This is a genomic window from Brevibacillus antibioticus (genome assembly GCF_005217615.1).
GTDB classification, from domain to species: domain Bacteria; phylum Bacillota; class Bacilli; order Brevibacillales; family Brevibacillaceae; genus Brevibacillus; species Brevibacillus antibioticus.
The window spans coordinates 2,988,551-3,012,554 of sequence record NZ_SZNK01000001.1 but is presented as its reverse complement, the minus strand read 5'-3'; the positions used below and the strand labels follow the sequence as shown (position 1 = coordinate 3,012,554).

The 24,004-nt window shown below is 41.6% G+C and carries 24 protein-coding genes; 18 read left to right on the top strand and 6 right to left on the bottom strand.

The window, feature by feature from the left end; genetic code table 11:
* Window positions 1–6: 6 nt before the first annotated feature.
* Window positions 7–378 carry a hypothetical protein gene (locus E8L90_RS14085; protein WP_137029931.1) on the top strand — a complete coding sequence of 124 codons (372 nt, stop codon included), beginning with the start codon at window positions 7–9 and terminating at the stop codon, window positions 376–378.
* Between the two features lie 434 nt (window positions 379–812).
* Window positions 813–2,846: a serine/threonine-protein kinase gene (locus E8L90_RS14080; RefSeq protein ID WP_162309085.1), complete on the top strand. Its 2,034-nt coding sequence runs from the start codon at window positions 813–815 to the stop codon at window positions 2,844–2,846.
* Here E8L90_RS14080 and E8L90_RS14075 read toward each other — a convergent pair.
* Window positions 2,818–3,477, bottom strand: a complete 660-nt coding sequence (locus tag E8L90_RS14075; RefSeq protein WP_137029929.1) for a hypothetical protein — start codon at window positions 3,475–3,477, stop codon at window positions 2,818–2,820. The genes E8L90_RS14080 and E8L90_RS14075 overlap by 29 nt on opposite strands.
* A gap of 718 nt (window positions 3,478–4,195) precedes the next feature.
* On the opposite strand from E8L90_RS14075, the gene E8L90_RS14070 reads away from it, so the two are divergent.
* Together E8L90_RS14070 and E8L90_RS14065 are read left to right on the top strand one after the other, a co-directional pair.
* Window positions 4,196–5,152 (top strand): tyrosine-type recombinase/integrase, encoded by a 957-nt coding sequence (locus E8L90_RS14070; protein ID WP_162309084.1) that lies wholly within the window; start codon window positions 4,196–4,198, stop codon window positions 5,150–5,152.
* A 163-nt stretch (window positions 5,153–5,315) separates the two neighbouring features.
* Window positions 5,316–6,230, top strand: coding sequence for a phage/plasmid replication domain-containing protein (locus E8L90_RS14065; RefSeq protein ID WP_137029927.1), 915 nt, complete (start codon window positions 5,316–5,318; stop codon window positions 6,228–6,230).
* Between the two features lie 260 nt (window positions 6,231–6,490).
* On the opposite strand, the gene E8L90_RS14060 is transcribed toward E8L90_RS14065, so the two are convergent.
* On the bottom strand, window positions 6,491–6,691 hold the full coding sequence (locus tag E8L90_RS14060; RefSeq protein WP_082909926.1) for a helix-turn-helix domain-containing protein: 201 nt from the start codon (window positions 6,689–6,691) through the stop codon (window positions 6,491–6,493).
* Window positions 6,692–6,851: 160 nt separating this feature from the next.
* On the opposite strand from E8L90_RS14060, the gene E8L90_RS14055 reads away from it, so the two are divergent.
* From E8L90_RS14055 to E8L90_RS14030, 6 genes are all read left to right on the top strand, one after another.
* Window positions 6,852–7,631 carry a recombinase family protein gene (locus E8L90_RS14055; protein ID WP_137029926.1) on the top strand — a complete coding sequence of 260 codons (780 nt, stop codon included), beginning with the start codon at window positions 6,852–6,854 and terminating at the stop codon, window positions 7,629–7,631.
* 14 nt (window positions 7,632–7,645) lie between these two features.
* Window positions 7,646–7,885, top strand: coding sequence for a hypothetical protein (locus E8L90_RS14050; protein WP_007722200.1), 240 nt, complete (start codon window positions 7,646–7,648; stop codon window positions 7,883–7,885).
* Between the two features lie 139 nt (window positions 7,886–8,024).
* On the top strand, window positions 8,025–9,257 hold the full coding sequence (locus E8L90_RS14045; RefSeq protein WP_137029925.1) for an IS110 family RNA-guided transposase: 1,233 nt from the start codon (window positions 8,025–8,027) through the stop codon (window positions 9,255–9,257).
* A 57-nt stretch (window positions 9,258–9,314) separates the two neighbouring features.
* Window positions 9,315–10,382: a polymorphic toxin-type HINT domain-containing protein gene (locus E8L90_RS14040; RefSeq protein ID WP_137029924.1), complete on the top strand. Its 1,068-nt coding sequence runs from the start codon at window positions 9,315–9,317 to the stop codon at window positions 10,380–10,382.
* Window positions 10,383–10,429: 47 nt separating this feature from the next.
* Complete coding sequence (locus E8L90_RS14035) at window positions 10,430–10,768, top strand: Imm8 family immunity protein (protein ID WP_137029923.1); 339 nt, start codon at window positions 10,430–10,432, stop codon at window positions 10,766–10,768.
* A gap of 177 nt (window positions 10,769–10,945) precedes the next feature.
* Window positions 10,946–11,902, top strand: coding sequence for a phage lytic cycle repressor MrpR family protein (locus E8L90_RS14030; protein WP_162309083.1), 957 nt, complete (start codon window positions 10,946–10,948; stop codon window positions 11,900–11,902).
* A 298-nt stretch (window positions 11,903–12,200) separates the two neighbouring features.
* Here the strand turns inward: E8L90_RS14030 and E8L90_RS31100 are convergent, their stop codons facing one another.
* Window positions 12,201–12,332, bottom strand: coding sequence for a hypothetical protein (locus E8L90_RS31100; protein WP_279633651.1), 132 nt, complete (start codon window positions 12,330–12,332; stop codon window positions 12,201–12,203).
* A 594-nt stretch (window positions 12,333–12,926) separates the two neighbouring features.
* Here E8L90_RS31100 and E8L90_RS14025 point away from each other — a divergent pair.
* On the top strand, window positions 12,927–13,307 hold the full coding sequence (locus tag E8L90_RS14025; protein ID WP_137029921.1) for a hypothetical protein: 381 nt from the start codon (window positions 12,927–12,929) through the stop codon (window positions 13,305–13,307).
* A 696-nt stretch (window positions 13,308–14,003) separates the two neighbouring features.
* On the opposite strand, the gene E8L90_RS14020 is transcribed toward E8L90_RS14025, so the two are convergent.
* Window positions 14,004–14,450, bottom strand: a complete 447-nt coding sequence (locus E8L90_RS14020; protein ID WP_137029920.1) for an acetyltransferase — start codon at window positions 14,448–14,450, stop codon at window positions 14,004–14,006.
* 278 nt (window positions 14,451–14,728) lie between these two features.
* On the opposite strand from E8L90_RS14020, the gene E8L90_RS14015 reads away from it, so the two are divergent.
* Window positions 14,729–15,835 (top strand): peptidylprolyl isomerase, encoded by a 1,107-nt coding sequence (locus E8L90_RS14015; RefSeq protein WP_137029919.1) that lies wholly within the window; start codon window positions 14,729–14,731, stop codon window positions 15,833–15,835.
* 83 nt (window positions 15,836–15,918) lie between these two features.
* Here the strand turns inward: E8L90_RS14015 and E8L90_RS14010 are convergent, their stop codons facing one another.
* On the bottom strand, window positions 15,919–16,950 hold the full coding sequence (locus tag E8L90_RS14010) for a superoxide dismutase (RefSeq protein WP_137029918.1): 1,032 nt from the start codon (window positions 16,948–16,950) through the stop codon (window positions 15,919–15,921).
* Between the two features lie 170 nt (window positions 16,951–17,120).
* Between E8L90_RS14010 and racE the strand changes: the two genes are divergently transcribed.
* Together racE and E8L90_RS14000 are read left to right on the top strand one after the other, a co-directional pair.
* Window positions 17,121–17,933, top strand: a complete 813-nt coding sequence (racE, locus tag E8L90_RS14005) for a glutamate racemase (protein ID WP_137029917.1) — start codon at window positions 17,121–17,123, stop codon at window positions 17,931–17,933.
* 96 nt (window positions 17,934–18,029) lie between these two features.
* Window positions 18,030–19,082, top strand: a complete 1,053-nt coding sequence (locus tag E8L90_RS14000; protein ID WP_137029916.1) for a GerMN domain-containing protein — start codon at window positions 18,030–18,032, stop codon at window positions 19,080–19,082.
* A 19-nt stretch (window positions 19,083–19,101) separates the two neighbouring features.
* Here the strand turns inward: E8L90_RS14000 and E8L90_RS13995 are convergent, their stop codons facing one another.
* Window positions 19,102–20,349 carry an MFS transporter gene (locus E8L90_RS13995; protein ID WP_137029915.1) on the bottom strand — a complete coding sequence of 416 codons (1,248 nt, stop codon included), beginning with the start codon at window positions 20,347–20,349 and terminating at the stop codon, window positions 19,102–19,104.
* Between the two features lie 214 nt (window positions 20,350–20,563).
* Here E8L90_RS13995 and rph point away from each other — a divergent pair, with 214 nt between their 5' ends.
* The 4 genes from rph to tig all read left to right on the top strand — a co-directional run bounded on the left by rph (window position 20,564) and on the right by tig (window position 23,899).
* On the top strand, window positions 20,564–21,325 hold the full coding sequence (rph, locus tag E8L90_RS13990; RefSeq protein ID WP_137029914.1) for a ribonuclease PH: 762 nt from the start codon (window positions 20,564–20,566) through the stop codon (window positions 21,323–21,325).
* On the top strand, window positions 21,318–21,911 hold the full coding sequence (locus E8L90_RS13985; protein WP_137029913.1) for an XTP/dITP diphosphatase: 594 nt from the start codon (window positions 21,318–21,320) through the stop codon (window positions 21,909–21,911). The genes rph and E8L90_RS13985 overlap by 8 nt, the downstream gene beginning before the upstream one ends.
* A gap of 30 nt (window positions 21,912–21,941) precedes the next feature.
* Window positions 21,942–22,481 carry a metallophosphoesterase family protein gene (locus tag E8L90_RS13980; RefSeq protein ID WP_137033441.1) on the top strand — a complete coding sequence of 180 codons (540 nt, stop codon included), beginning with the start codon at window positions 21,942–21,944 and terminating at the stop codon, window positions 22,479–22,481.
* Between the two features lie 125 nt (window positions 22,482–22,606).
* Window positions 22,607–23,899, top strand: coding sequence for a trigger factor (gene tig / locus E8L90_RS13975; RefSeq protein ID WP_137029912.1), 1,293 nt, complete (start codon window positions 22,607–22,609; stop codon window positions 23,897–23,899).
* The last annotated feature ends 105 nt before the right edge of the window (window positions 23,900–24,004 follow it).

The window sequence follows — 24,004 nt, the reverse complement described above, 5'->3', positions numbered from 1 at the left end:
TTGTATTTGACTAGAGAACAAGCATTGGAACTGCATAAACTTGGGTTCCTAAAAACTTATTATGATGGAGAAATAGCGCCTTGTGACTTTTACTCTTTTAAAGATGAAGAATGGATACTAGGTGGCAGAATTCTACCACAAGGAGACTTATTAGCACCTGAGGAAGTTATTTCTGGAGGAATATGGTTGCCGAGTATACAAGATTTACTTTACTGGCTATCAGATCATGACTTTACGTTTGTAATTGAGTCAAAAGAAAGAGGGCATGGTTATAAAGTTAACGTATGCAAAGAAGAAAAGAACTACATGGGAAAAGGCGGGACAGTAGAGTTCGCTTTATATAAAGTAATTGTGAGGATATTGGAACAAAAAAGATAATATATTAGATTGCCCCCAAACGAGTAACCAACTACTCGTCTGGGGTTTCTTTTTTCGACGTTTATAAGTGATATTCATTTTGGATACATAACGTATGGTAAATCAAAGCTTAGGGAGGTAGCTCTTGTACCAGAGCAGAACAAATTAAAGTGATGTGGAGTTTAGCGGCAACACCGAAAGATTAGAATAAAGCTTTGAAGAAGTTGGCTGATAGGATTATTTATAATCGGGAAGGCAATCGGATAGAATTAACTGTGGAATACAAATAATAAGTTATCAAAAGAAAGTATGTGTACAAATTTTATTTTTTTATAAAAATTTTTAAATTTCTGACAGTTTTCGATTACGATAGCTATTTAAGTTTCCCTTCAATTATTTGTAATTTTGTGGTTCAATGGAACTATAATTGATTTCCAATGATTGGAGGCTTCGTTATGAATGATATCAATGGTTACAGTATTATTCGGACACTTGGTGCGGGTAACTTTGGAACTACATATGAAGTTGAAAAAAATGGAATGAGTTTTGCCTTGAAATTAATAAGAGAAAATATTTTAGATAAAGAAGCTGTAAATTCAAAAAGAGTCGAACGAGAAATCAATCTTCTTAAATCTATTACTCATAATAGTGTTGTGAAGTATGTAGATGATGGATTTATTAGTGATGGCATACAAAAATATCGTTACATAGTGATGGAGTATGTTGAAGGAGAAACCCTTGAAGCTCTTATTGACCGCAAGACTTTATCTGTTTCTGAAGCTTGTTTTCTTGTTAGAAACATTTATTCAGGAATACAAGCCATCCATGATAGTAATATTATCCACCGAGATTTAAAACCATCAAATATAATTGTTACAAACGATAGTTTAGAGATAAAAATACTTGACTTTGGAATATCAAAATTAATAGATGCAAGTACCCTCACCACTACAGGGCAAGGAATGGGAACGTTTGCTTACATGGCACCTGAGCAACTGCGTTCTGCAAAAGATATTGACTTCAGGGCAGATTATTACTCAGCAGGAGCTATTTTGTATGAATTGATTTCAGGTGAAAAACCATTAAAAATGAACAATCAACTTGAAGCTATTAATAAAATTCTAAATGAAAGGCCAGAACCACTAGCATCGAAAATTCCTTCTGTTCCGATTGAAATATCTGAATTAGTTGACATTTTATTAAAGAAACAACCTTTTGAAAGAAATGCTTCTTTTGACGATATCGTTCTGCTATTAGAAAAATATAAAAAGCCTGATGTGAGAACTACGCCAAAAATCACAAAAATATATTTTAATCCTAACATTGAATTTTTGCCAATGGTAATACAAAATGACGCAAAGGCTGTTGTTGAATATAACAATAGTCACTCAATTAACGGAGCTATTTTTAATGCTCCTCAATTACTACACTCTGATAAAAACTACCAAGAGCTGGTCCAAAGCAATGTGAGGCTAATTGTTGATCCATATACTCAGACATTGGGTTATTCAGCTTTTACAACTAAACCAACTTATAAAAAAATTCCTTATCTAGTTAGTGCATTGCGAAAAGAAACACCTAAAGACTTTTTAAATAATTCTTCATTACAGCAACGAGTAAAAAAGGTAATTGACCTACAAGAACATTATAATGCAACCATATTACTATCTCCGTATCATTTCTTAGAAGATAATAGAGATGAATGGTTGAACGTTGATTACAATGCTTATAAAGAAGGTAAATCTTATCTTAAAAGCGCTGGTATTAACAAACCTCTTTATTATGGCATATCATTTGAAATAGGAGAATTTGAAGATATCAATTATATTAAGGAGCTTGTTAATTTAGTTACCTCAGCAAATCCAGATGGATACTACTTACAAATATCGGGTAATTTTGATACTACAAATAGTAACCATTATCTATCGTATGCGTATTTAGTTAAAATGCTAGCCGAGTCTAAAAAAGAAATAATACTCTCACGTGTTAATGATTTTTCGCTGGGATTAATTGCACTCGGAGCCAATACAGTTTCAGCGGGTCTAGGACAAAGCGACAATTTCAAAAAAGAATACCTTGAGCGAGAACAAGGAGGTGGAACAACAAGACGATATTACGTTGAAAAACTAATGGGATTGTTTAATCAGAATATACTAGATGATGTTCTTTCAACGAATGCTGGTAAAAATTGCATATGTCGTTGTGACTTTTGCCTAGGTTCCAGTAATACTAATCAATTGTACGAATTCAACAATGTAATTAAGCATCATGTTTTTGTTAAAAACAAACAAATGCTAGAATTATCATTATTGCAGCCAGCAGGTAAAATGAATAAATTTCTTTCCAATGTAGAAGGGGCTATCCAATTAACAAAGGAAATTAATAAGGAAAAGCGGATAAAAAACTTTGGACACTCCCATCTAGAGGTTTGGAGAGATGTCATCTTAGAAGTGTCAAAGTCTAAGTTAAGTGAAGCTTCTCACATGTAAAATGAATTTTTGAAATGGTCTCCTCGGCAACTTTATATCTCATAATTGGGTCTAGTGGTCTTTGAGAAATAGGCTTTATTATTTCTTTGACCCTAGGCCCTACGCTAATTAAACCGATATTATACTTTAAAAACTCCTCCTGATTGGCTCTATGAACAAACTTTTCATCTAAAGCCAAGTAAGATTTATCGGCAAATCGTTGGTATCTTATTGCTTGAGCAAGTCCCTTTTTCCAATCTTCAAGCTTTGCTTCAAATGCAGTTACATTCGGACAAAATAATTTAAAATTAGATCCTCTGTAATAAAAATTTTCCTTTTTTATAACCGCACCAATTTCTTCTAGGCGTTTAACAATAGAGTACCTTAATTTTGATTTCGATATGTATAATTTTTCCATCATTTCATCTAATGTCACTCCATTTCTTTTTCGGATATATTCAAAAACCCGAATATCATCAAGGTGTTTTAAGTACGTTCCATTACGGTTTTCCATAAATCGAATTAATTCTGTTTTGTTTCTAATTATTAATAAGTCAGAAATGCCATAACCAGCCCCGATTTCCTGTACGGTAAAGTATTTATCGTAATGTTCAATCAATCTGTTTACCAGTTCTTTTTCAGAAAGAAACACAGGTACTCACCTTTTCATATTATTAAAATTATTGTTATCTGACCAACATTATACAATTAATAACGATCATCATCCATCATTGTGTTAAGGTGTGTTTGAGAGTTGAAAGTAGATGATGGAGAAATCAAAGGGTATTTAGGGATGCTTGGCTCAGGATATGGTGCATCAAATTATTGGTCAACATATAAAGAAGATTACAGCTACGCTTGATGGCTAAGTGGTGATAACTAATTTTGTTATAGTCGGATATTGGTGGGCAAAAGATCTAACTGGGCACGGAGATTCAGCTATTAAAGTATTCGAAAAGAGGGGTAATGAACATCATTGGGTTGCTGATGCAGATAAATATGGGGATTTTTTGAAGGGAAAGTAGGATTGGATATTGTAGCTAATCGGAGGTATTACGGAAGGATTATGAGAAGTATAATCATTGGAATTTAGATTTTGACCGCAAAAGAGTCAATGAAATATTTTTCTGAATGTGAGGTACTTACTAAATAGGAATTATCAATTAGCATGGTCGAATTAATTTACTGTCAAAAAGGTTAATTTTATCACTCAAGACTGGTAATTAACTACTCGTTTGGAGTTCTTTAATTTATTCCTGAAAGAAGTAAAAAACTCTTGATTTAAAATGAAGATTTATAGTAATATCAATTCAAAGAAGTCAAACTATAAATTTATAGTATTCCTGTTTCATCAAGAAAGGTGTGTAACCATGTTTAACCCCGAAATAAAAACTACCTTTCTTCAAGGATATAAAGAAAATACCCAAAAAGCTTATTCAAGAGTGTTCAACCTGACAATGAAGTTCGAAGTGGAAAAGGATAAGGATTTGCTCCACTTTACATTGGATGAGATTGAAACAGCCTTGCACAGCTTCCATGCTTCTACAGGAGACTCTCTTAATACGGCTGGGAGAACGATATCTGCTTACTTGAATTGGGCAAGAGCAGAGGGGCTTAGAGAGGACACCAATCCACTGGAGTCCGTTTCAAAAGAATGGTTTAAGAACATGGTAGGAAACACCCATCAACAATTTATTACGAAGCAAGAAATCGATGCAATCATTGACCAATGTAATAACGATCAAGATTCAGTGATTCTCTCTCTGTTATTTGAAGGTGCGGGTGGAAGAGAGGTAAGTGAACTACGCAATCTAAAACGTGAACAAGTCAATGATGAGAAACGAACATTGATATTGATTAACGATAAAGAAGAAACAAGAGAAATTTCAATATCGGAACAGTGTCTGAAATTGATAGATGGCGCAATCAAGCAAAAGGATTATCTAAAAGGGAATGGTGAGATGAGACGAGATCATCTCAAAGAAACAAGTGAATTAATTGAAACAGGCTATGTAATCAAGCCAGCCAAGACAAGAAATGTTCATGTGGAACAAGTCAGTCCTCATCTGATTTATGGGAGATTACATGCATTAGAAGAATACTTTGGTTTGGACAATCTACGAGTGAAAACGATTCAACGTAGCGGGATGATCTGGATGGGAAAACAACTGTTAGAACGTGATGGCGAACTCGGAAAAGAGCAGTATTATGAGATATGCCAACAGTTCGGCATTAGCCAAGTCATGAATGGAAACAAGCTAGAGTATATGTGGTGGGGATTAAAAGACTTCGTAAATCCAGATATGATTGCTGCATTGTACGAGTAACGCACCTAGAGGATGTAATTCCTCTGGGGAAACAAGATAAAACTAAAAATTTATTGTAAATTGATAAGGGAGGTGATCAAACACATGAGTTGCTATCTTTTGTTATAACAGTCCAAATCATATCCAATATATTAAAATTTATAGTAAAAAGGAGAGAATATTATTGTTTGATTCCATCAAAATGAAAGTAAGTTCCCTATTTATTCAACCTGAAATATTACGAGAATATAACCTTGCATCTTTTACATACCGTAATCAGAAAACAGGTGTCATAACCACATATAAAATGCAAGACGAGATCATTCCATATATCAAATATCAGGAAGCAAGCGGCACTTTAACTATTCAAGTTTCCATTCCTAAGCTGCTTTATGGAAATAATGTCAAAGTAATCAAAGAATCAGATATTCCTATCTTCTTTCAACGAGTACAAGAACGATTACAGCTATTATTCGGTATCCATATTGCCCATGAAGATTGGAGAATTACCCGTTTAGATGTTTGTTGCAATTTCCATGTTGGGAATCGAACAGGGGAATATGTTCGTCAGTTGAGCAAAGGGAAAATGCCATATAAAGATACACGAAATTATAATCATGATGAAACGGTAGAGTTTTATAACAAAAGCAGCAGAGTCATGCTATACGATAAATACAAGCAATGTAAGCGAGCGAAGGAACCGAAGGAGATCATTGAGCAATCCAAGGGAATTTTACGATTAGAAATTAGACCGAGCGACAATGACATGAAGAAATATACCAAAGAGAAGAGAGCCATTCATCTCGTCACTCATTCCTTTTTTACCAACATAACCCAAAAGACACTTGCTGGATTACCATACACAGAAAATGTGGAAACCATTGATTATGAATGGCTTTTGGAAAATAAGAAGGACATATCAAAGATTGAGACCTATCTAGCCTACACCATGATCAAAAATTTATTCCAAGAAAGTGGAATAAGAGCGATTTATACAACATCCACTCTTCCTAATCGTAGGAGTTTGGCAAAGCAAATAACCATCCCGAAAAAGGAAGGGTTAAAAAGGTTAGAGATTATTGATTCAGTTCAGGGCTGAAGACATCCACCCAATTGAATCTGTTACGTTTACGATAGCGATAATAATTACAGAATATTGTATTTGATTCAGGGTGCCAAAGCGTGAAAAGTAGGAGAAATAAGGACAAATTGATACAACCTATGTAAAAACGAGGGGAAAACGATGTGTACACGATTGGGATGGGGGGCAAATTACATCTAAAGCCGAATCTAGCACCGAAGATAAGCGCCTTGCACATCGAGTTCCGTGGTGAAGTTGCAGAAATTTACGATAAGCAGCTAATCAATTTCAATAAGCTGCTCAATAGAAATGTTTAAAGTCTTACATATGAGTTCTAATGTTTCAAAATAAATACTATTTGCCGTATTGGAACAGAGATGACTAATAGTATTGGGGCGAAGTCCAGTCAAACGAGCTAACTCACGTTGGGACATACCCCGACTAGTTAAGATTTCATTTAGACGTACTTTAACTGGCATTTCAAATGCTCCTTAGAAAAATGACTATTTTCATTAAGCTTATCACATTTCTATTGATACATAAAAGTTGTTGATTGTATCGGAATAGCGATATAAAATGTTATTGTATCGCATATGCGTTACATCAATTTTAATTCCTGTAACGGTAGGTGTGAAACGTATGGAAAAAGTAGTCGGTTATGTGAGAGTATCCACCAAAGGACAAGTAAAAGATGGGTACAGCCTATCCTACCAAGTGGAGGAGATCGAGCGTTTTTGTATGGAGAATAACCTCGAATTGCTTGGAATCTACAAAGATGAAGGAATCAGCGGAGCAAAGGTGGACGAGGATGGATTAACGATTGAGCGTGAGGGATTACAGGAATTGCTCGCTAATCTTCATTGGCACAGAGTAAGTCATGTGGTCGTTCTCAACACTTCCCGATTGTGGAGAGCCGACATGGTGAAAGTCCTCATTCAAAGAGAGTTAAAACGTCACGCCGTAGACGTAAAAGCAATTGAACAGCCGAACTATAGTATTTACGCCCATGACCCGAATGATTTTCTAATCAATGGCATGATGGAATTACTCGATCAATACCAACGTTTGGAAATCGCACTCAAACTAGGGCGGGGGAGAAAAAAGAAAGCGCAACAAGGAGGATATGCAGGAGGTGGCGTTGCTTTCGGATATACGGCAACAAAAGGACAGAAAGCCATTCAGATAGATGAGAGACAGGCGGAGACGGTACGTAGATTGTTCTCCTTACGTGAAACGCATCCCACTTGGTCACTGTCCCAATTGGCTGACCAACTGAATGCAGAAGGGTATACAACGACACATGGTAAGTCTTTTACCAAGGTACAGGTCAAGCGAATGATTGATCGTGAAGCCTTCTACAAGGGCACCTACCGCTACGGTCAGATTGAAGCAAATGGACTTCACCAAGCCATTATGTAGCGGGAGGAACGAACGTGGAAGCTCAATTCACTCATTATAAACAGGAAGAGATACGCTCTCTTGACAAGATTCAGACATGCGAAATAGGTACACAATTAATTTTTGACTATGTTCAACAAGAGAACGCTGTATTTAACATCGCTACGATAGAGGAAATAATAAAAGCCATCTTTCAGGTGGAATTACATCAACGAGAATACTTGCTGCAAATCCGTTTAGCGAAGGCATTGTCTAGCACCAAATTACAACCGTAATGATAGAACGATAATGACATGAAAAGAATGTACGAGCTAACGTATCCGTGCGTGTTCAGCTTTGAATAATGCTTGTTCGGAGGGTGCTGGCATTCTTTTCTCTACATCATTACTCATCAAAGATAGGGGTGAAGTCTTTTTGCATCATAAACTGAAGTACCTATATATCGGAGTAGACTTACATAAACGTCATCATACAGCGGTGATGATGACCTGTTTCCATGAAAAGAGAGACGAAATCCAATTCGAGAACAAGCCGTCAGCGTTTCCTAAGTTTCTGCAACAGGTAGAAAAAATGGCAAAGAGGGAAGGCTTGACCCCTGTGTTTGGCTTGGAGGATGTAGGGGGCTACGGAAGAGGATTGGCTATGTTCCTTAACGAAAACAAATACGAAGTAAAATCGGTTAACCCTGCCCTTACGATATCTATTCGGAGAAGCAGTCCAAATAACAAGAAAACAGATGCGTGGGATGCAGAGTGTGTGGCTCGAATCCTGATTTCCAACTTGGATACATTGCCGACTGCGAATCCACATGACCTTTATTATGCAATCTCACAGCTTGTCACAAGAAGAGAGAACATTGTGAGTGTTGTAACAGGAATCAAGTTACAGCTTCATCAATTGCTAGGTTATCACTATCCAAGTTACAAGAAATTCTTCTCACAAGTAGATGGTAAAACAGCATTAGCTTTCTGGCTGAAGTATCCTTCTCCAAGTTGTTTGAGTGGGGTGAATGTGGATGAATTGGCTAACTTCTTATACAAGAAGAGCAATCGCTACATGTCTACAAAGAAGGCAGGGGACATTCTATCTCTCGTACAGCAAGATGGAGACACATCGAAGGACTATCAGGAAGCCAATGATTTTCTGGTGAGAAATGTGGTTCAGGACTTGATTATTCGAGACCATCAACTTAGGCAAATTGACACAGCGTTAGCGAAGCATCTTGCCTTACTGGATTACAAACTAGAGACCATGCACGGAATTAGTACGGTCACTGCGGCGGAATTAATTGCGGAGATTGGCGATATTTCACGTTTTTCCAGTGCTGACAAGTTAGCTAATTTCGCAGGAATTGCACCCGTTCAGCATAGTTCAGGGAACAAGCAGAAGAGTAAAAAGAGCAAGTTAGGCAACCGTAGCCTGTATGATATCTTCTATAACCTTGCCATTCGTCAACTGGGTGTATCAAGGGCGAAGAAACCCAATCATCCTGTTTACCATGCATACTACGAAAGAAAGCTGGCAGAAGGGAAAACCAAGTGGCAAGCGATTATTTGCGTGATGCGTAAATTGGTCAAAGTCATATACAGCATGATGAAGAACAAGACGGAATATAAAATGCCAGTCCTTACAGAACAGGCAGCGTAGTAGCAGGGTGGTAGCAGAAATGTTGCCACCTAACCTTTATCTATTGAGCGCTTTATCATGGAGGATACGTATAAGGGGCAAGTGGATAATCCGTTGAGTTTGAATAGGTATACGTATGTTCTAAACAATCCATTGATTTTTATTGATCCAACTGGACATGCTGAGTTTTCTTTACAAGAAATTTGGTTTGGAATGACTAAAGCTGGTAATGAATTACCAGGATCTGTTAAAAAAGCAGGAGTCGAATATGTAGGAGTAGAAAATGTTAACACACTTACAGACGAGAACTGGAGTTCAGATGATGCCGTTGCAGCTGGTAGTGTTGCTATTAGTATTGTTCCTGGAGGGAAGTTGCTTAAAACCACCAAAGCAGGAACTAAAACTGCAGTAAAGGTTTTGCAAAAATGCCATTGTTTTGTAGTTGGGACAACTGTTCTCACAGACGAAGGGGAGAAACCTATTGAGGAAATCGAGGTAGGTGACAAAGTATTAGCCAAAGACGATGAAACAGGCGAGATGGCTTACAAAGAAGTCGAATGGCTCTTCCAACGAGACGTTGAGGAAACGTATAATATTACTGTTGGCGGCGAAGTCATTACAACAACCGATGAGCATCCGTTCTGGATTGTTGGTAAAGATTGGGTGGAAGCCAAGAATCTTGAGGTGGGAGATGTTCTGATAACCTCCAATGGCAAAGAATTCTCCATTGAGAAGATTGAGGTTAAGAAAGAACATAGGACGGTTTACAACTTTAAGGTAAAGGACTTTCATACGTACTTTGTTTCCAATCTTGGAATTTGGACGCATAATAGTTGCGGAATTACTAATAGTAAGGAATTACTTGAAGAAATTCAAAAAAGTTTAAATATAGAAAGAGTAAATGTTGGATTAGAGGGACAAACATTAGATAGAGCGACAGTTATTGATGCAGCCAAAAAGTTTACAGGAACTAGTTCCGCAAAGATTGATACTACAAATGGAATCTGGGATTTTATAAGCAAGGATGGAAAGCATACCGTAAGAATGATGCAAAAGAAGAGAGATGGTAATTGGGAAGCAAACTTTGAAATTCGTGATAGTAAGGGGAAGCTTGATAAAAATTATCATATCCATTTAAAAGACTAATTCTAAAAAAGCAAGGGAAAATACTAGGATAAGATGGGAAAGTAGACATGATAAAACCAATATTAAAGAGACCACTAGAATATCGCAATGTTCCTGAAGACAATGACGAAGATTTTTATGTTGCAATAACTGCTGTAATTGGTACTCAAGATTCAACGGGAGCAGATTTATTTTACTTTTATGCAGCCTCTCCTAAACGATTGCAAAGATTATTTGAGGATGAAGGAATTTTTTGGGGGAAAGACTTGTTAATAATGAATAAATTTGATAGCAGAATTATTGAAGAAGAAGTAATTAAGATGTTAGAAGAATGTGCGAGAGAAACTTGGGAAGAGGTAGCTCAAGCAATTAATCGGTTTTTGTTTTGGGAATACGATAAGAGATAAATAATAGCTTAAGGTGAGTGCCCCCAAACGAGTAATCAACTACTCGTCTGGGGTTTCTTTTTTTACTCATAAAAGACGTAAATAACACTTGATTTAAAGTGTAAATTTATAGTAATATCAATTCAAGTCGAACTATAAATTTATAGTATTCCTGCTTCATAAGAAAGGTGTGTAACCATGTTTAACCCCGAAACAAAAACAGCCTTTCTTCAAGGATATAAAGTAAATACCCAAAAAGCTTATTCAAGAGTGTTCAACCTGACAATGAAGTTCGAAGTGGAAAAGGATAAGGATTTGCTCCACTTTACACTGGATGAGATTGAAACTGCCCTGTACAGCTTCCATGCTTCTACAGGAGACTCTCTTAATACGGCTGGGAGAACGATTTCTGCTTACTTGAATTGGGCAAGGGCAGAGGGGCTTAGAGAGGACACCAATCCACTGGAGTCCGTTTCAAAAGAATGGTTTAAGAACATGGTAGGTAACACCCACCAACAATTTATTACGAAGCAAGAAATCGATGCAATCATTGACCAATGTAATAACGATCAGGATTCTGTGATTCTCTCCCTGCTATTCGAAGGTGCGGGTGGAAAAGAGGTAAGTGAACTACGCAATCTAAAACGTGAACAAGTCAATGATGAGAAACGAACATTGATATTGTTTAACGATATAGAAGAAACAAGAGAAATTTCAATATCGGAACAGTGTCTGAAATTAATAAATGGCGCAATCAAGCAAAAGGATTATCTGAAAGGTAATGGGGAGATGAGACGAGATCATCTCAAAGAAACAAGTGAATTATTTGAAACAGGCTATGTAATCAGGCCAGCCAAGACAAGAAATGTTCATATGGAACAAGTCAGTCCTCATCTGATTTATGGGAGATTACATGCATTAGAAGAATACTTTGGTTTGGATAATCTACGAGTGAAAACGATTCAACGCAGCGGGATGATCTGGATGGGAAAACAACTGCTAGAACGTGATGGTGAACTCGGAAAAGAGCAGTATTATGAGATATGTGAACGGTTCGGCGTAAGCAAAGTAATGAATGGCAACAAGCTAGAGTATATGTGGTGGGGATTAAAAGACTTCGTTAACCCAGACATGATTACTGCATTGTACGAGTAACGCACCTAGAGGATTAATTCCTCTGGGGAAATATGATAAAACTAAAAATTTATTGTGAATCGATAAGGGAGGTGATCAAACGTATGAGTTGCTATCTTTTGTTATAACATGCCGAATCATATTCAATATATTAAAATTTATAGTAAAAAAGAGAGTATACAATTGTTTGATTCCATCAAAATGAAAGTAAGTTCCGTATTTATTCAACCTGAAATATTACGACAATATAACCTTGCATCTTTTACGTACCGTAATCAGAAAACAGTTGTTATGACCACATTCCAAATGCAAGACGAGATCATTCCATATACCAAATATCAGGATGCAAGCTAGCACCCGTTTGCTTTTTAATCTGGGAAATAGATTGATCTTTTACATCCCACAAGTATTTGATATAGTGTTGTTGAGCCATTGCCAGCATTCCTTTCATCCCTCTCCTATCTGTTCGCCAAATAGAAGAGTAGGGGGTTGTTAGTTAGCTGGCAAGGCTTTTTTCATTTTCGGAAATCGTCTGCACTTTTCGGTTGCCAAAGTGTGTACTTTTATTTTGCCAAACACAGTTAATGGTGCTATAGAGTGGAAGGTAATTAAAAAACACTAGTTAATGAAAAGGTGAGTGAATTTGTCTAGAAGAACAGCTGAATTATTATTTAATGCTATGGTAGAGTGTGATCAGGATAGTGTCATAACTGCATTATTAAGAACAATCAAGGAGCAGTATTCAGTAGTCGAGTTAGGTGAGGAGTTTTTTTACAGTTACAGAAAATCGCTGCTCAAATTGAAGATAAAAGAACTAGAGCAGCATTGATCGAAGCAATGGTTGAGTTTCCCAATTTTAATTATGAAGTACTAGACGATTATCTAACACTGGTATCTGATTACGAAACTAGTGATGACGATGCTATAAGATGCCTAGGCTCATTTGTTATAAGGGATTTTTATAATGAAGTTATTTTCTTACGAATTGCTCAATTCTCGGATAAACAAAGAGCGTAAGAATCTTGGTTGAAATAGGGGAAACTGAATGGGGGGAATACCACCTGAGTATCAGCGGTTTGTTGAAGAAGTTCGCACTGCAATAAGAGTAAGTAATCGTGTATTTATAATTTCGCAATTTTTGTATTTTGTCCATCCTTTTTGCAGGGGTTATTCCAATGTTATCCATTCAATACCTCATTACCCTAGCATCCAGTCAGCAATAAACGATTGGGCATGGAGATTACCAGTCAGTACGGAGCATATTATTAATTCGAGAATAGTGACTTCAAGGGAAGCAGAGGTGTTTATCAAATTAGGCCAGTTACTGTATGAGAAGGTTCATTTAACACCAGTTGAAAAAGCAGCGCTCTACTCAGCATTTTTTGAAGGTAAAGATCCAATTGACGTTATTTTTAATTTGCCTTAATGAAATCAAAATAATAGTAAGACATATTAAGATCTTGGGGGCTACAATCCTCAAGGTCTTTCTTTTTCCCTCACCCAGTGTGGAATGATTGGTGGCGCGTCCTGTAAGAACTTAACTCTCATCAGCTCCGTATAATGTTTTTCTGAAATTGGGTACGAGTGAAGTCAACAATTATACTAAGTAAAGTGATGCCGTTACGATATTCAGATTGATTATGGTCAGATACTACACTTTGGTCGACATAATACTAGCAATAATCTATGGTGATGAGTGTATGGATATTCAAGCGATAAATGATTTCGTACGGACACATAATTTGGAGGAGCGAAGTATCGCTGAATTTTTGAACTATTTTAATAACTACTAAATAGAATATAGTGAAGAATTTCAGAAAGAGTTTCAGATTATCATGTTAGCCATGTAGAGCTATGCAGTAATAGTGTCCCTCTTCGAATCACCAATTGGCCTGATGATGGCTATAATCATGTGATCATTGCCGTTAGAATGCATTACAAAGATCAATATGCCGGAATGTATAAGATGGCTTTAACTTATCCGGTGATATAGAGGATGATCACTTATCGCTCTTTTAGAATTGCCTCTGGTAGTTCGCAAGACAAATAAGTAGAACAAGATTGTCTCACAAGTAGAGATTTCTACTACAGGAGACAGTCTTGTTTTTTTACCAAACGAAAATTAACGTTCTAAATCCAAATGAATCAAAGGAAACGGCCTTCCCGAACCATCCAGTTCAGATCGTCCTGTTTGCACAAACCCATACCGTTTGTAGAAAGCATAAGCCCCTTCGTTTTGCTCATTAACATCTACTTTCAAATTCGGGCCATACTTACGCTCTGCATGCTCGAGTAATCTACTCCCAATCCCTTTCCCGTGGTAATCTGGATCAACGAACAGCATTTCGATTTTCGTTCCATCTAGGCCAATAAAGCCTACAGGTTCTTTCTTTTCGTTTATTTCCATCCATACCTCAACGGAAGATAGTGCTTCATTTTTTACCATGTTTTTATAAAACGCAATATCTTCTTTTGTCAAAAAATGGTGCGTACGGCAAACGGCGCGATACCAAATATCTACTAATTGATCACGATAGCTGGCTTCATATCCAACAATTTTGGTATTCATCATGAAACCTCCCGATTCAAACTTAAAAACAAAAAAGAGCACTCTTGAGAGCTTATTATATAGAGTTGCTAGGAACTTTCCTATCTTGTTCACAACTGTTCTATCCTCTCAGAATAATATTGACGCTTAGGGATTCTTCATCGAGCTGGTGTAGAATGGAAAAACGGGATTTTCTCACTCTATTTAGCAGAATTTTTAAAATATTTCAGACATCGATCCACAGGTTGAGCTATACTATTTTTATGGAACAATCTTCTAATTTAGTGGGGGCGGAAAAAATGAAAAAACTCGTTTCTCTAGCAGTCATTGCAAGTATTGCGATCCCGTTACTAAGTCCAACTTTTGTCCAACATGCTGCTGCAAATGCTATTCATGATTATCGTAACGAAGTTCAGGTCAACCAGTTCCGCCCACATGGGGGAGATAAGCAGGAAGTGAATGATTTCATCGCGTCCTTGGTGAAGCAACGATCCAATCCTGCTGAGGTAGCAAAGCTGGTAGCAGACGACTCCTTGACGAATTTTGCGATGAAAACCTATGTGGAAGGATTGGCGAAATACAAAAACATTCAGGTGGTCGAAGCAAAAGTAGACAAGCTGTACACCGTCACGAAGGAGGACGCTTACAATAACTACCGTGCGATTGTGAAATTCAAATACGTCGGGTATACCGCAGATAACAAGGCCATTGAAAAAACGGATTATCTCGGCTTGGCCAGACTCGGGACAGACCCGGTGAACTGGAAGGTGTGGGGTGTCATTTGGCAGGACTCTGGCATCGATGTGTCAGATGTGAAGCTGATTCAGTTGGAGAAGCCGCGCAAAGGCGAAGAAATATGCGTGATCACGACTGATGCCGGTGTGATCAAGCTGAGACTGTTCCCGAACAAAGCTCCAAAAGCGGTGGAAAACTTTAAGACCCTCGCGAAAAAAGGGCAGTACAACAATATGATATTTCACCGTGTGATCAACGACTTCATGATCCAGGCGGGGGATTTGAAAGGGCCAGATGGCAAGGAGCTGCCGAGTATTTACGGCGAGTCCTTTGAGGACGAGTTTAGCAGGGATTTGTTCAATTTCAGAGGAGCGCTCAGTATGGGGAACGCTGGACCCAATACGAACAGCACGCATTTCTACATTGTACAAAGCCCCAAGGTAGATCAGGAGTACCTCGATTTGTCGGCGCTGCCGCTGAACGCAGAAGCGAAGTATAAAGAAATTGGCGGACGAGCTTACCTCGATAACCGCCACACTGTTTTTGGTCATGTATTTACCGGGATGGAAGTCGTAGACAAGATCGCTGCCCAGAAAACAGATGAGGATGCCAAGCCCATCCAAAATCCGATCAAGGTGCAAAAGATCGAATTTGTCCCGTATAACGAATAAGTCTTGCCAGCAAAGCAAAAGCCCCCTCTCATTCCTGTCATTTGGGATGACGAGGGGGTTTGTCGATGAAGGAGAGATACAAGTCAATACGGTTCCCAGCGCAGTTTTCGAGCTTTCTCGAATCGCTCTTCTACGTAGGGCCAGTTGACGATATTCCACCAGTTCTCTACGTACTTGTCTCGCTGGTTTTGATACGCCAGGAAATAGGCATGCTCCCATACGTCCAGAGCTAGTAACGGAATCACATCCCATTGTGATAGGTTCTGGTGCTTTTCGGCTGTAAGAATCTCCAGATGATGTGCGCGCGGGGACCAAACGAGGATCGACCACCCAGGACCTTCTACCTTTTCTGCCGCTTGACTAAATTGTCTCTTAAAGGCGTCATATGAACCGAAATACCGATTGATTGCCGCTGCGAGATCACCAGAGGGAGTGCCACCCCCATTTGGACTCATAGAGGGCCAAAAGATCGTATGCAAGTAATGACCGGCCCCATTAAAGGCTAGCTCGCGTTCCCAATGTCGTATGAGATCGAAGTTGCCACTTTCTCGCGCCTCTGCTAGCTTTCGCTCAGCTGCATTGAGATCGTCTACATACTTTTGATGGAGTTTGTTGTGATGGATTTGCATGGTAGCCTCATCGATGTACGGCTCTAAAGCGTTGTACGTATATGGGAGCGGGGGAAGGGTATGTCGGCCGACAGCCACGGGGCGTGCTGCACGGACTGGATCGCGTGCCTCCGGATAAGAAACGGGTTCTGGCACAACAGGCACCTGTACTTCTTCCGCCACCGCTGGCTGTGCATTTATTGATTCCTGAGCAGCTTCCCTCACCTCGCCTTCCAGTTGGTCATCTTCCCTCAATTGAGCCAGTCGTAGAAAGTGATGGAATTGCTCCTGTACTTGTTGCGCGCGAGTGATGAGAGTAGGGAGTTCATCGCTGTCTTTTGTCGAATCAAGCTTCGATGCTTGCCTTCCAATCACTGTAAATGTTTCTTCGAATTTGTGTAGATGCCGTTCGAGTTCTCGGTTGAGGGTCTTATGTCTTCGCAAATGCTCGATCCATTGGCGGCCCCATTGGCTCCAGTCCAGCAAATTCTTGGCTTCTTCTAGCAAAAGATTCTCCTCCTCGTGGGCACATCATCTCTCCCCACATTATGACCAGTGCCTAGAGAAGGTGCGACATTTGCGGAGTACAAGAAATTTCATCTCCGCATATGGTAGTAGCACAAATGTTTGAGTGGTATGCTGTACTATATTCATTTCAACAGGGGAGACACATTAGCATGAGTAGAGAACGAGCGATAGCCGTTATTGATTCAGGAGTGGGAGGATTAACTGTTGCGAAGGAAGTCATGCGTCAGCTACCCGAAGAACGGATTGTTTATGTAGGCGATAACGCCCGTTGTCCGTATGGCTCCAAATCGCCGGAAGAGATTCGTGCCTACAGCTTTCAAATGATCGATTATGTGATGCGTACACCGTTAAAAGCATTGGTGATCGCCTGTAATACTGCGACTGCCGTCGTGCTGGAGGAAGCGATGGAGGATTTGCCACTGCCCGTCATTGGGGTAATTGAACCAGGGGCACGAGCGGCTGTGCAAGTGACGAAAAACGGAAGGGTCGGTGTCATCGGGACGGAAACGACCATTCGTACCAAAGCGTATGAACGTGCGCTTTTACGGATTCAGCCGGATCTGTACGTCGCAGGTATGGCTTGTCCCGCATTTGTGCCACTGGTGGAGAATCACATGGCAAACTCGGAGGAAGCAAGAAGAGTCGTAAAAGAAACGCTCGCTCCGTTCTTGCACGAGGATTTGGACACGTTAATTTTGGGCTGTACACATTATCCGTTGCTAGCACCAGTCATTTCGGAAGTGATGGGAGATCGCGTACGCTTGATCAACTCCGCAGAAGAGACAGCACGAGAATTGTCCCTGCAAATTACAACGGACGCCCAAAGCAAGCAAATAGAACGCCCGCAGCATCTGTTCGTAACGAGTGGGGACGCCAACAAATTCCGGACCATTGCAGAAGAATGGCTGGATTGCAAAGTAAACGTCCAGCACAACTCCTTGGAAAAAACCGTCCAGTCCTGATGGAAGACCTTGTCTAGCGAGACAAACTTTCAACGCATAAACCCACGCCTAGCTCGTATACATGGTAGTACAAAGTGTCTGGAGGAGGCTGGGGAAATGAAGATAAGGCACATCGGGAAAATGACGGCCGTGCTGGGGGTTAGCGCAGTGCTTTTGTCGGGCTGCGGTCTCTTTGGCCCGGAAAAGGAAACGATTAGTATTGATGCACCACCACAGACAGAGGTATCAGTTAATTTGCCAAACGGCACGCCGTCCCCGGATGCTGCAAAAGAAGGCGCACACCCGGTCGTTCAGGAGACTGGAGAGAGAATGGTGTACTTGCTGGATGCGAACGGTTATATCGTTCCTGTCTCGATGACTCTTCCAAAATCAGATGGTCCTGCCAAACAAGTATTGAGCTACATGGTAAAAGGTGGCCCGGTAGAGAGCATGCTTCAGGGTGGCTTCTCCGCTGTCTTGCCGAAAGGGACAGAAGTAAAAGGACTTGTCATCAAAAACGGCGTAGCCACTGTCGATTTTTCCAAAGACTTCAAAACGTACGAGGGGAAAGACGAGAAGAAAATTGTCGATGCCGTCACCCGGGCGTTGACGGAATTTAGCAATGTCAAGACTGTGCAAATTTGGGTGAACGGAACGCCGTTGACGGAAATGCCAGCAACCAAAACACCCATAACGCTATTAGACCGAAATCAAGGAGTCAATCTCGAACTGGGCGATGGGGCGGTACCAGGAGATACCTCCAGCGTGACAGTTTACTTCCAAGGACAGCTGGATGATACACGCACGTATTATGTCCCAGTCACTCGTTTGGTTCCTGAAACGACTAATATCGCCAAGGCAACCGTTGAAGAGTTGATCAAAGGACCGAAACAAGGATCTCAGCTCTTTAGTTCCTTGCTGCGTACGACACGTGTTCTGGATGTGAAGCAGGAAAAAGATTTGGTGACAGTCAATTTGAGCAGTGACATCCTCAAGTATGACGATGGCAAGGAAGCGAGTCCAGAAGCCCTGAAATCGCTTGTCTTGTCATTGACAGAGACGACAGGAGCCAAGCAAGTGCAGCTGCTGGTGGAAGGAAAACCGCTTGCTAGTGGCGCGTTCACCAAACCGGTGAGCCGCCCAGTTCAACTCAATCCCATACAGATGTAAGGAACGAGCCACGCCCGTATTAGCGAGCGTGGTTTTTGTTTGCCAATGGTTCGTTGTCATTAGCGCGTACGGTTCTCCAAATAACGGGTCCGAGCCCAAGCGATGGGATCGTGATCAAAAGACCTGCCACAAAGCCGACTATACGCGGGTCAGCCATCGTCAAAATCCAGCCGCCAAGGAGCATGGAAAGACCGATCAGAATATTTGAGATCGTCGCATCCAAAGCAAATACTCTGCCATGGTAGCTAGGGGTGACATGCCGCATGATCAACGTATTCAGGCTGGCGTTTCCCATTCCCCCCGCCACGGTGGATAGCGCAAAGAACAGTGCCGTTACATAAATAGTGGGTGAAAAGCTGGTCAAAAGCAGTGCAAATCCTTCCACAGCAAAGCTGCTGGCAGCCACTTCGTAAAAGTATCGTTGAAAGCGCTGAGCAAGTATTCCTCCGATGATGAAGCCAATTCCGATCGCACCGTACAACAGACCAATTCCCCATTCACCGGCAGCAAACACTTGATAGGCATAGACACTGATCAAGACATTGATGATCCCCCCGCCGATTGGCCACACGGCTTTTAACAAAAGGATGGCGTACACAATCGGTGTGGATGTGATGGCGCGTATCACCTCTCCGTAGGAAGAGACATTAGCTGCCTGCTGCAACTGTACGTTAGAAACGGGGTCGGTTGGGGAGGCGGGTACCTTCAGCCTAGCCAGAAACAGAGCCGAGGCGAAAAAGGAGAGGGCATTGAAAAGAAAAGCGAGATCACTTCCCCACAGTGCAACAAAAATACCGCCGATCAACGAACCGATGGCCATGACGATTCCATAGATACTTTGATCAAGTGCATTCGCAGTCGCCAATTCCTCAGGGTCAACGATTTTAGGCAGCAGGGACATTCGTGCAGGATTGTAAAGGGAAGAAAAGGCAACTAACGAAAAAGTACCTGCATAGACCATCCATAGATCTGATTTTTCAGATACGAACAAAAACGAAAGAGCAACGAAGCCGCGAACGAGATCACAGGCGACCATCACTTTTTTTCGATCAAAACGGTCTGCCATCAGACCGCCCAGTGGACCAAAAATCAAGTGAGGCAGCGTGCGTAGTGCGAGGGTAATGCCGACCGCGATAGCTGTTCCCGTTATTTCGAGCAGCAGTGCGAGTACAGCAACGCTGTTAAACCAATCTCCGATTCCGCTTAAGAAATTGGCGGTTAAAAGGCGCCGCAGATTCGGCTTTTTCAAAAGAAACAAGAAGTTCATAAACAGATTCACCTACCATCAAATTAATTAAATGTCTAATTAGATAATATTTTAAACAGTAGAGTAACGGCAAGAAATTTTTTATGAAGAAGGAAGTGACAAGAATATTTGCAATTCACGTAAATAAGGAAGAGGCGTTTGTGCAGTGGCAGATCGTTTCCCGCCTCTGGTATAATGAGCGGAGTGTAACAAAGCGATTTAGGAGGAACTTGGAATGAGAGTGGATGGCCGTGCCCATGACCAATTGCGCCCAGTAACCATTACGCGCAATTACATTAAACACGCAGAAGGATCTTGCCTGATTGAAGTCGGAGACACAAAGGTGATTTGTACGGCGACTTTGGAAGAACGGGTACCGCCTTTTATGCGTGGTGGCGGGAAGGGCTGGATCACAGCCGAGTATTCCATGCTTCCCCGAGCAACAGCGACCCGCAACGCGCGTGAGTCGTCCAAAGGAAAAGTCGGTGGACGAACCATGGAGATTCAGCGTCTGATCGGACGTGCTCTGCGCTCCGTTGTGAACCTTGAAGCAATGGGGGAACGCACCATCTGGCTGGATTGCGATGTCATTCAGGCAGATGGAGGTACACGGACAGCTTCGATTACCGGAGCTTACGTGGCAATGGTAGACGCCATGCAAAACCTGGTGGATAGTGGCACCTGGAAACAGCTTCCGTTAAACGATTTCCTGGCAGCAACCTCCGTAGGGGTAGTCGGCGAGCAAGCTGTACTCGATCTCAACTACAAAGAGGATTCCACAGCGATTGTCGACATGAATGTCGTTATGACGGGAAAAGGAAAGTTTGTCGAGCTGCAAGGAACAGGGGAGGATGCTCCATTTTCGCCTGAACAGCTACAAGAAATGATTGCCCTTGCAAAAGTCGGCATTGACAACTTGATTAACAGTCAAAAAGAGGCGCTCGCTGATGTTTCGCTCTCTTTTGCCCAATCCGTAGCGGAGGAAAGTCATGCCTAATCGAAAAAAAGTCGTTCTCGCAACACGGAACCAAGGAAAAGTGAAAGAATTCAATAGGCTGTTCGCAGATGCGGGCTGGGAAGGAATTAGCCTCGCTGAATTTGACGGCGTGCCTGAGGTAGTAGAAGACAAGGACACCTTCGAAGGAAACGCGTTGAAAAAAGCAATCGAAATCTCTACATACTTGAACATGCCAGCCCTCGGTGACGATTCCGGTCTGGAGGTAGATGCGCTGGAAGGACGCCCGGGTGTTTATTCCGCCCGCTTCGCTGGGGAGGATGCAACAGACGAGCAGAATTGGCGTAAATTGTTGAAAGAGCTGGAAGAGGTATCGACACAGGAACGCACAGCTCGCTTCCGTTGTACGTTGGCGTTGGTGATTCCTGGCGAAGAGCCAATCATCGCCACTGGCGCTTGTGAGGGTGTGATCGCGCGTGACCCAAAAGGGACAAACGGCTTCGGATACGATCCGGTATTCTACATCCCATCGATGGACAAAATGATGGCCGAACTCATGCCAGAAGAAAAGAACCAGATCAGCCACCGCGCTCGTGCTATGCAGCAACTGCTTGAAATCATCAAGTAGACAAGAGAGAAAACAGGAGAGTGAAGCGTGATGGGAATTCTCATCATGAGCGATAGCCACGGCTTGGTTCGGGAAGTCAGCCAGGTCGTCAACCGACATCATGTCGAAAAAATTTTGCATTGTGGCGATTTTTGTGTCGACCATAAGCGCGAGCCGTTTTCCAACATGACGCTTGTCCGAGGCAATTGCGATTCGACACAAGAGGTGCCGACTGAGCAAGAGACCAAATGGCGCGACCTTCACATCCTGCAAACGCACGGGCATCTTTTCGGAGTGAAAGGCTCTCTTCTGCGCCTTCATTACCGTGCAGAAGAGGTCGGGGCAAATGTAGTCGTATTCGGTCACTCTCATGTACCTGTCTGTGGCGTAGAGAGAGACATCTTGTTTCTGAATCCGGGCAGCCTGCAAATGCCGCGCGGTTTTCACGTACCGACATATGCTCTTTTAGAAGAGACAGGAACGAGCCCGACAGAAATATACATAACCGTGACGTTTTACGATCATGTAGGCAACCCGGTTCCACAATTGGGAGGGAACTATTCTGTTCGTCGACCAATGAGGTCTTCTTGAAAACTAAAAGATTTGTGCTATACTAGAATGGTTATAATGGCTAGAATATTATCATCCGAGCCTGCGAAGATACCATGGCGCGGCTGGCGATGTTCTGTTGATTCGATTTAGGAGGGGAAGTTTACGTGGCAGCAAATTGGGAAAAGGTAGAGAATAACCAGGGAGTCCTGACGATTGAAGTAGATGCTACGCAAGTAGACGCAGCATTGGATCAAGCGTTTAAAAAAGTGGTTCAAAAAGTTCAAGTTCCAGGATTCCGTAAAGGAAAAGTACCACGCAAAATGTTCGAATCCCGTTTTGGTGTAGAATCTTTGTACCAAGACGCTCTTGACATTCTGCTTCCAACTGCATACGGACAAGCTGTTCGTGAAGCTGGCATCGAGCCAGTAGATCGTCCAGAAGTAGACGTAACGCAAATGGAGCAAGGGAAAAACCTGATCTTCAAAGCGACTGTAACTGTGAAGCCTGAAGTGAAGCTGGGCGACTACAAAGGTCTGTCCATCGAAGAAAAAGACTTCTCTGTAACAGAAGAGAGCGTTGACGCTGAACTGAAGCGTATGCAAGAGCGTCATGCTGAGCTGGTAGCAGTAGAAGAGGGTGCCGCACAAACAGGCGATATCGCTGTAATCGATTTCGAAGGCTTCCAAGACGGAGTAGCTTTTGAAGGCGGTAAAGCAGAAGATTACTCTCTGGAACTGGGTTCCGGTACTTTCATCGCAGGGTTCGAAGAGCAACTGGCTGGCTTGAACATCGGCGAAGAAAAAGAAATTACCGTAACTTTCCCTGAAGAATACCACTCTCCTAACCTCGCTGGTAAAGAAGCGGTATTCAAAGTGAAGCTGAACAGCCTGAAGCGCAAAAACATGCCTGTCTTGGATGATGAGTTTGCCAAAGACGTGAGCGAGTTCGACACGCTGGAAGAGCTGAAAGCAGACACCAAGAAAAAGCTCGAAGAAAAAACTGCACAAGAAAAAGATCAATATGTTCGTGAGCAGCTCGTTCTGAAAGCAGCTGAAAACGCTGAGATCGATTTGCCAGCAGTAATGGTTGAGCATGAATTGGATCAAATGGTAAATGAATTTGGTCAACGTCTGCAATACCAAGGCATGACGCTGGAACTGTACTACCAGTTCTCCGGCATGGATGAGAGCCAACTGCGTGATCAATTGCGTGCAGACGCAACATCCCGCGTTCGCACTTCCTTGACTTTGGAAGCAGTCGGCAAAGCAGAAAACATCGAAGCAACAGAAGAAGATGTAACTGCAGAACTCGAGAAACTGGCTGGCGTATACGGCCGCCCAGCAGACGAGCTGCGCAAAATCTTCTCCGCACAAGATGGCATGGCTGCTCTGTACCGCGATGTGCAAACTCGCAAAACAGTAGATTTGCTGGTTGCAGAAAGCAAAGTAACAGCATAAGCTTAGAAGAACGCATGATTGGTCAGTGGGCAGGCTAACCCTGAGCACTGGCTGTCAAGATCACAAGGCACGAGTGTATCGTGCCTTGTTTTTCCACCATTGACT

Excerpts from the sequence above, each read along its gene's own strand:
- rph (WP_137029914.1), top strand. The coding sequence starts at position 20,564 with ATGAGAGTGGATGGCCGTGCCCATGACCAATTGCGCCCAGTAACCATT.
- E8L90_RS14070 (WP_162309084.1), top strand. The coding sequence starts at position 4,196 with ATGTTTAACCCCGAAATAAAAACTACCTTTCTTCAAGGATATAAAGAA.
- E8L90_RS14015 (WP_137029919.1), top strand. The coding sequence starts at position 14,729 with ATGAAAAAACTCGTTTCTCTAGCAGTCATTGCAAGTATTGCGATCCCG.
- E8L90_RS14060 (WP_082909926.1), bottom strand. The coding sequence starts at position 6,691 with ATGCCAGTTAAAGTACGTCTAAATGAAATCTTAACTAGTCGGGGTATG.
- E8L90_RS14055 (WP_137029926.1), top strand. The coding sequence starts at position 6,852 with ATGGAAAAAGTAGTCGGTTATGTGAGAGTATCCACCAAAGGACAAGTA.
- E8L90_RS14000 (WP_137029916.1), top strand. The coding sequence starts at position 18,030 with ATGAAGATAAGGCACATCGGGAAAATGACGGCCGTGCTGGGGGTTAGC.
- E8L90_RS14025 (WP_137029921.1), top strand. The coding sequence starts at position 12,927 with ATGGGGGGAATACCACCTGAGTATCAGCGGTTTGTTGAAGAAGTTCGC.
- E8L90_RS13995 (WP_137029915.1), bottom strand. The coding sequence starts at position 20,349 with ATGAACTTCTTGTTTCTTTTGAAAAAGCCGAATCTGCGGCGCCTTTTA.
- E8L90_RS31100 (WP_279633651.1), bottom strand. The coding sequence starts at position 12,332 with ATGAAAGGAATGCTGGCAATGGCTCAACAACACTATATCAAATACTTG.
- E8L90_RS14080 (WP_162309085.1), top strand. The coding sequence starts at position 813 with ATGAATGATATCAATGGTTACAGTATTATTCGGACACTTGGTGCGGGT.
- E8L90_RS13985 (WP_137029913.1), top strand. The coding sequence starts at position 21,318 with ATGCCTAATCGAAAAAAAGTCGTTCTCGCAACACGGAACCAAGGAAAA.
- E8L90_RS14040 (WP_137029924.1), top strand. The coding sequence starts at position 9,315 with ATGGAGGATACGTATAAGGGGCAAGTGGATAATCCGTTGAGTTTGAAT.
- E8L90_RS14035 (WP_137029923.1), top strand. The coding sequence starts at position 10,430 with ATGATAAAACCAATATTAAAGAGACCACTAGAATATCGCAATGTTCCT.
- E8L90_RS14030 (WP_162309083.1), top strand. The coding sequence starts at position 10,946 with ATGTTTAACCCCGAAACAAAAACAGCCTTTCTTCAAGGATATAAAGTA.
- E8L90_RS13980 (WP_137033441.1), top strand. The coding sequence starts at position 21,942 with ATGGGAATTCTCATCATGAGCGATAGCCACGGCTTGGTTCGGGAAGTC.
- E8L90_RS14020 (WP_137029920.1), bottom strand. The coding sequence starts at position 14,450 with ATGAATACCAAAATTGTTGGATATGAAGCCAGCTATCGTGATCAATTA.
- racE (WP_137029917.1), top strand. The coding sequence starts at position 17,121 with ATGAGTAGAGAACGAGCGATAGCCGTTATTGATTCAGGAGTGGGAGGA.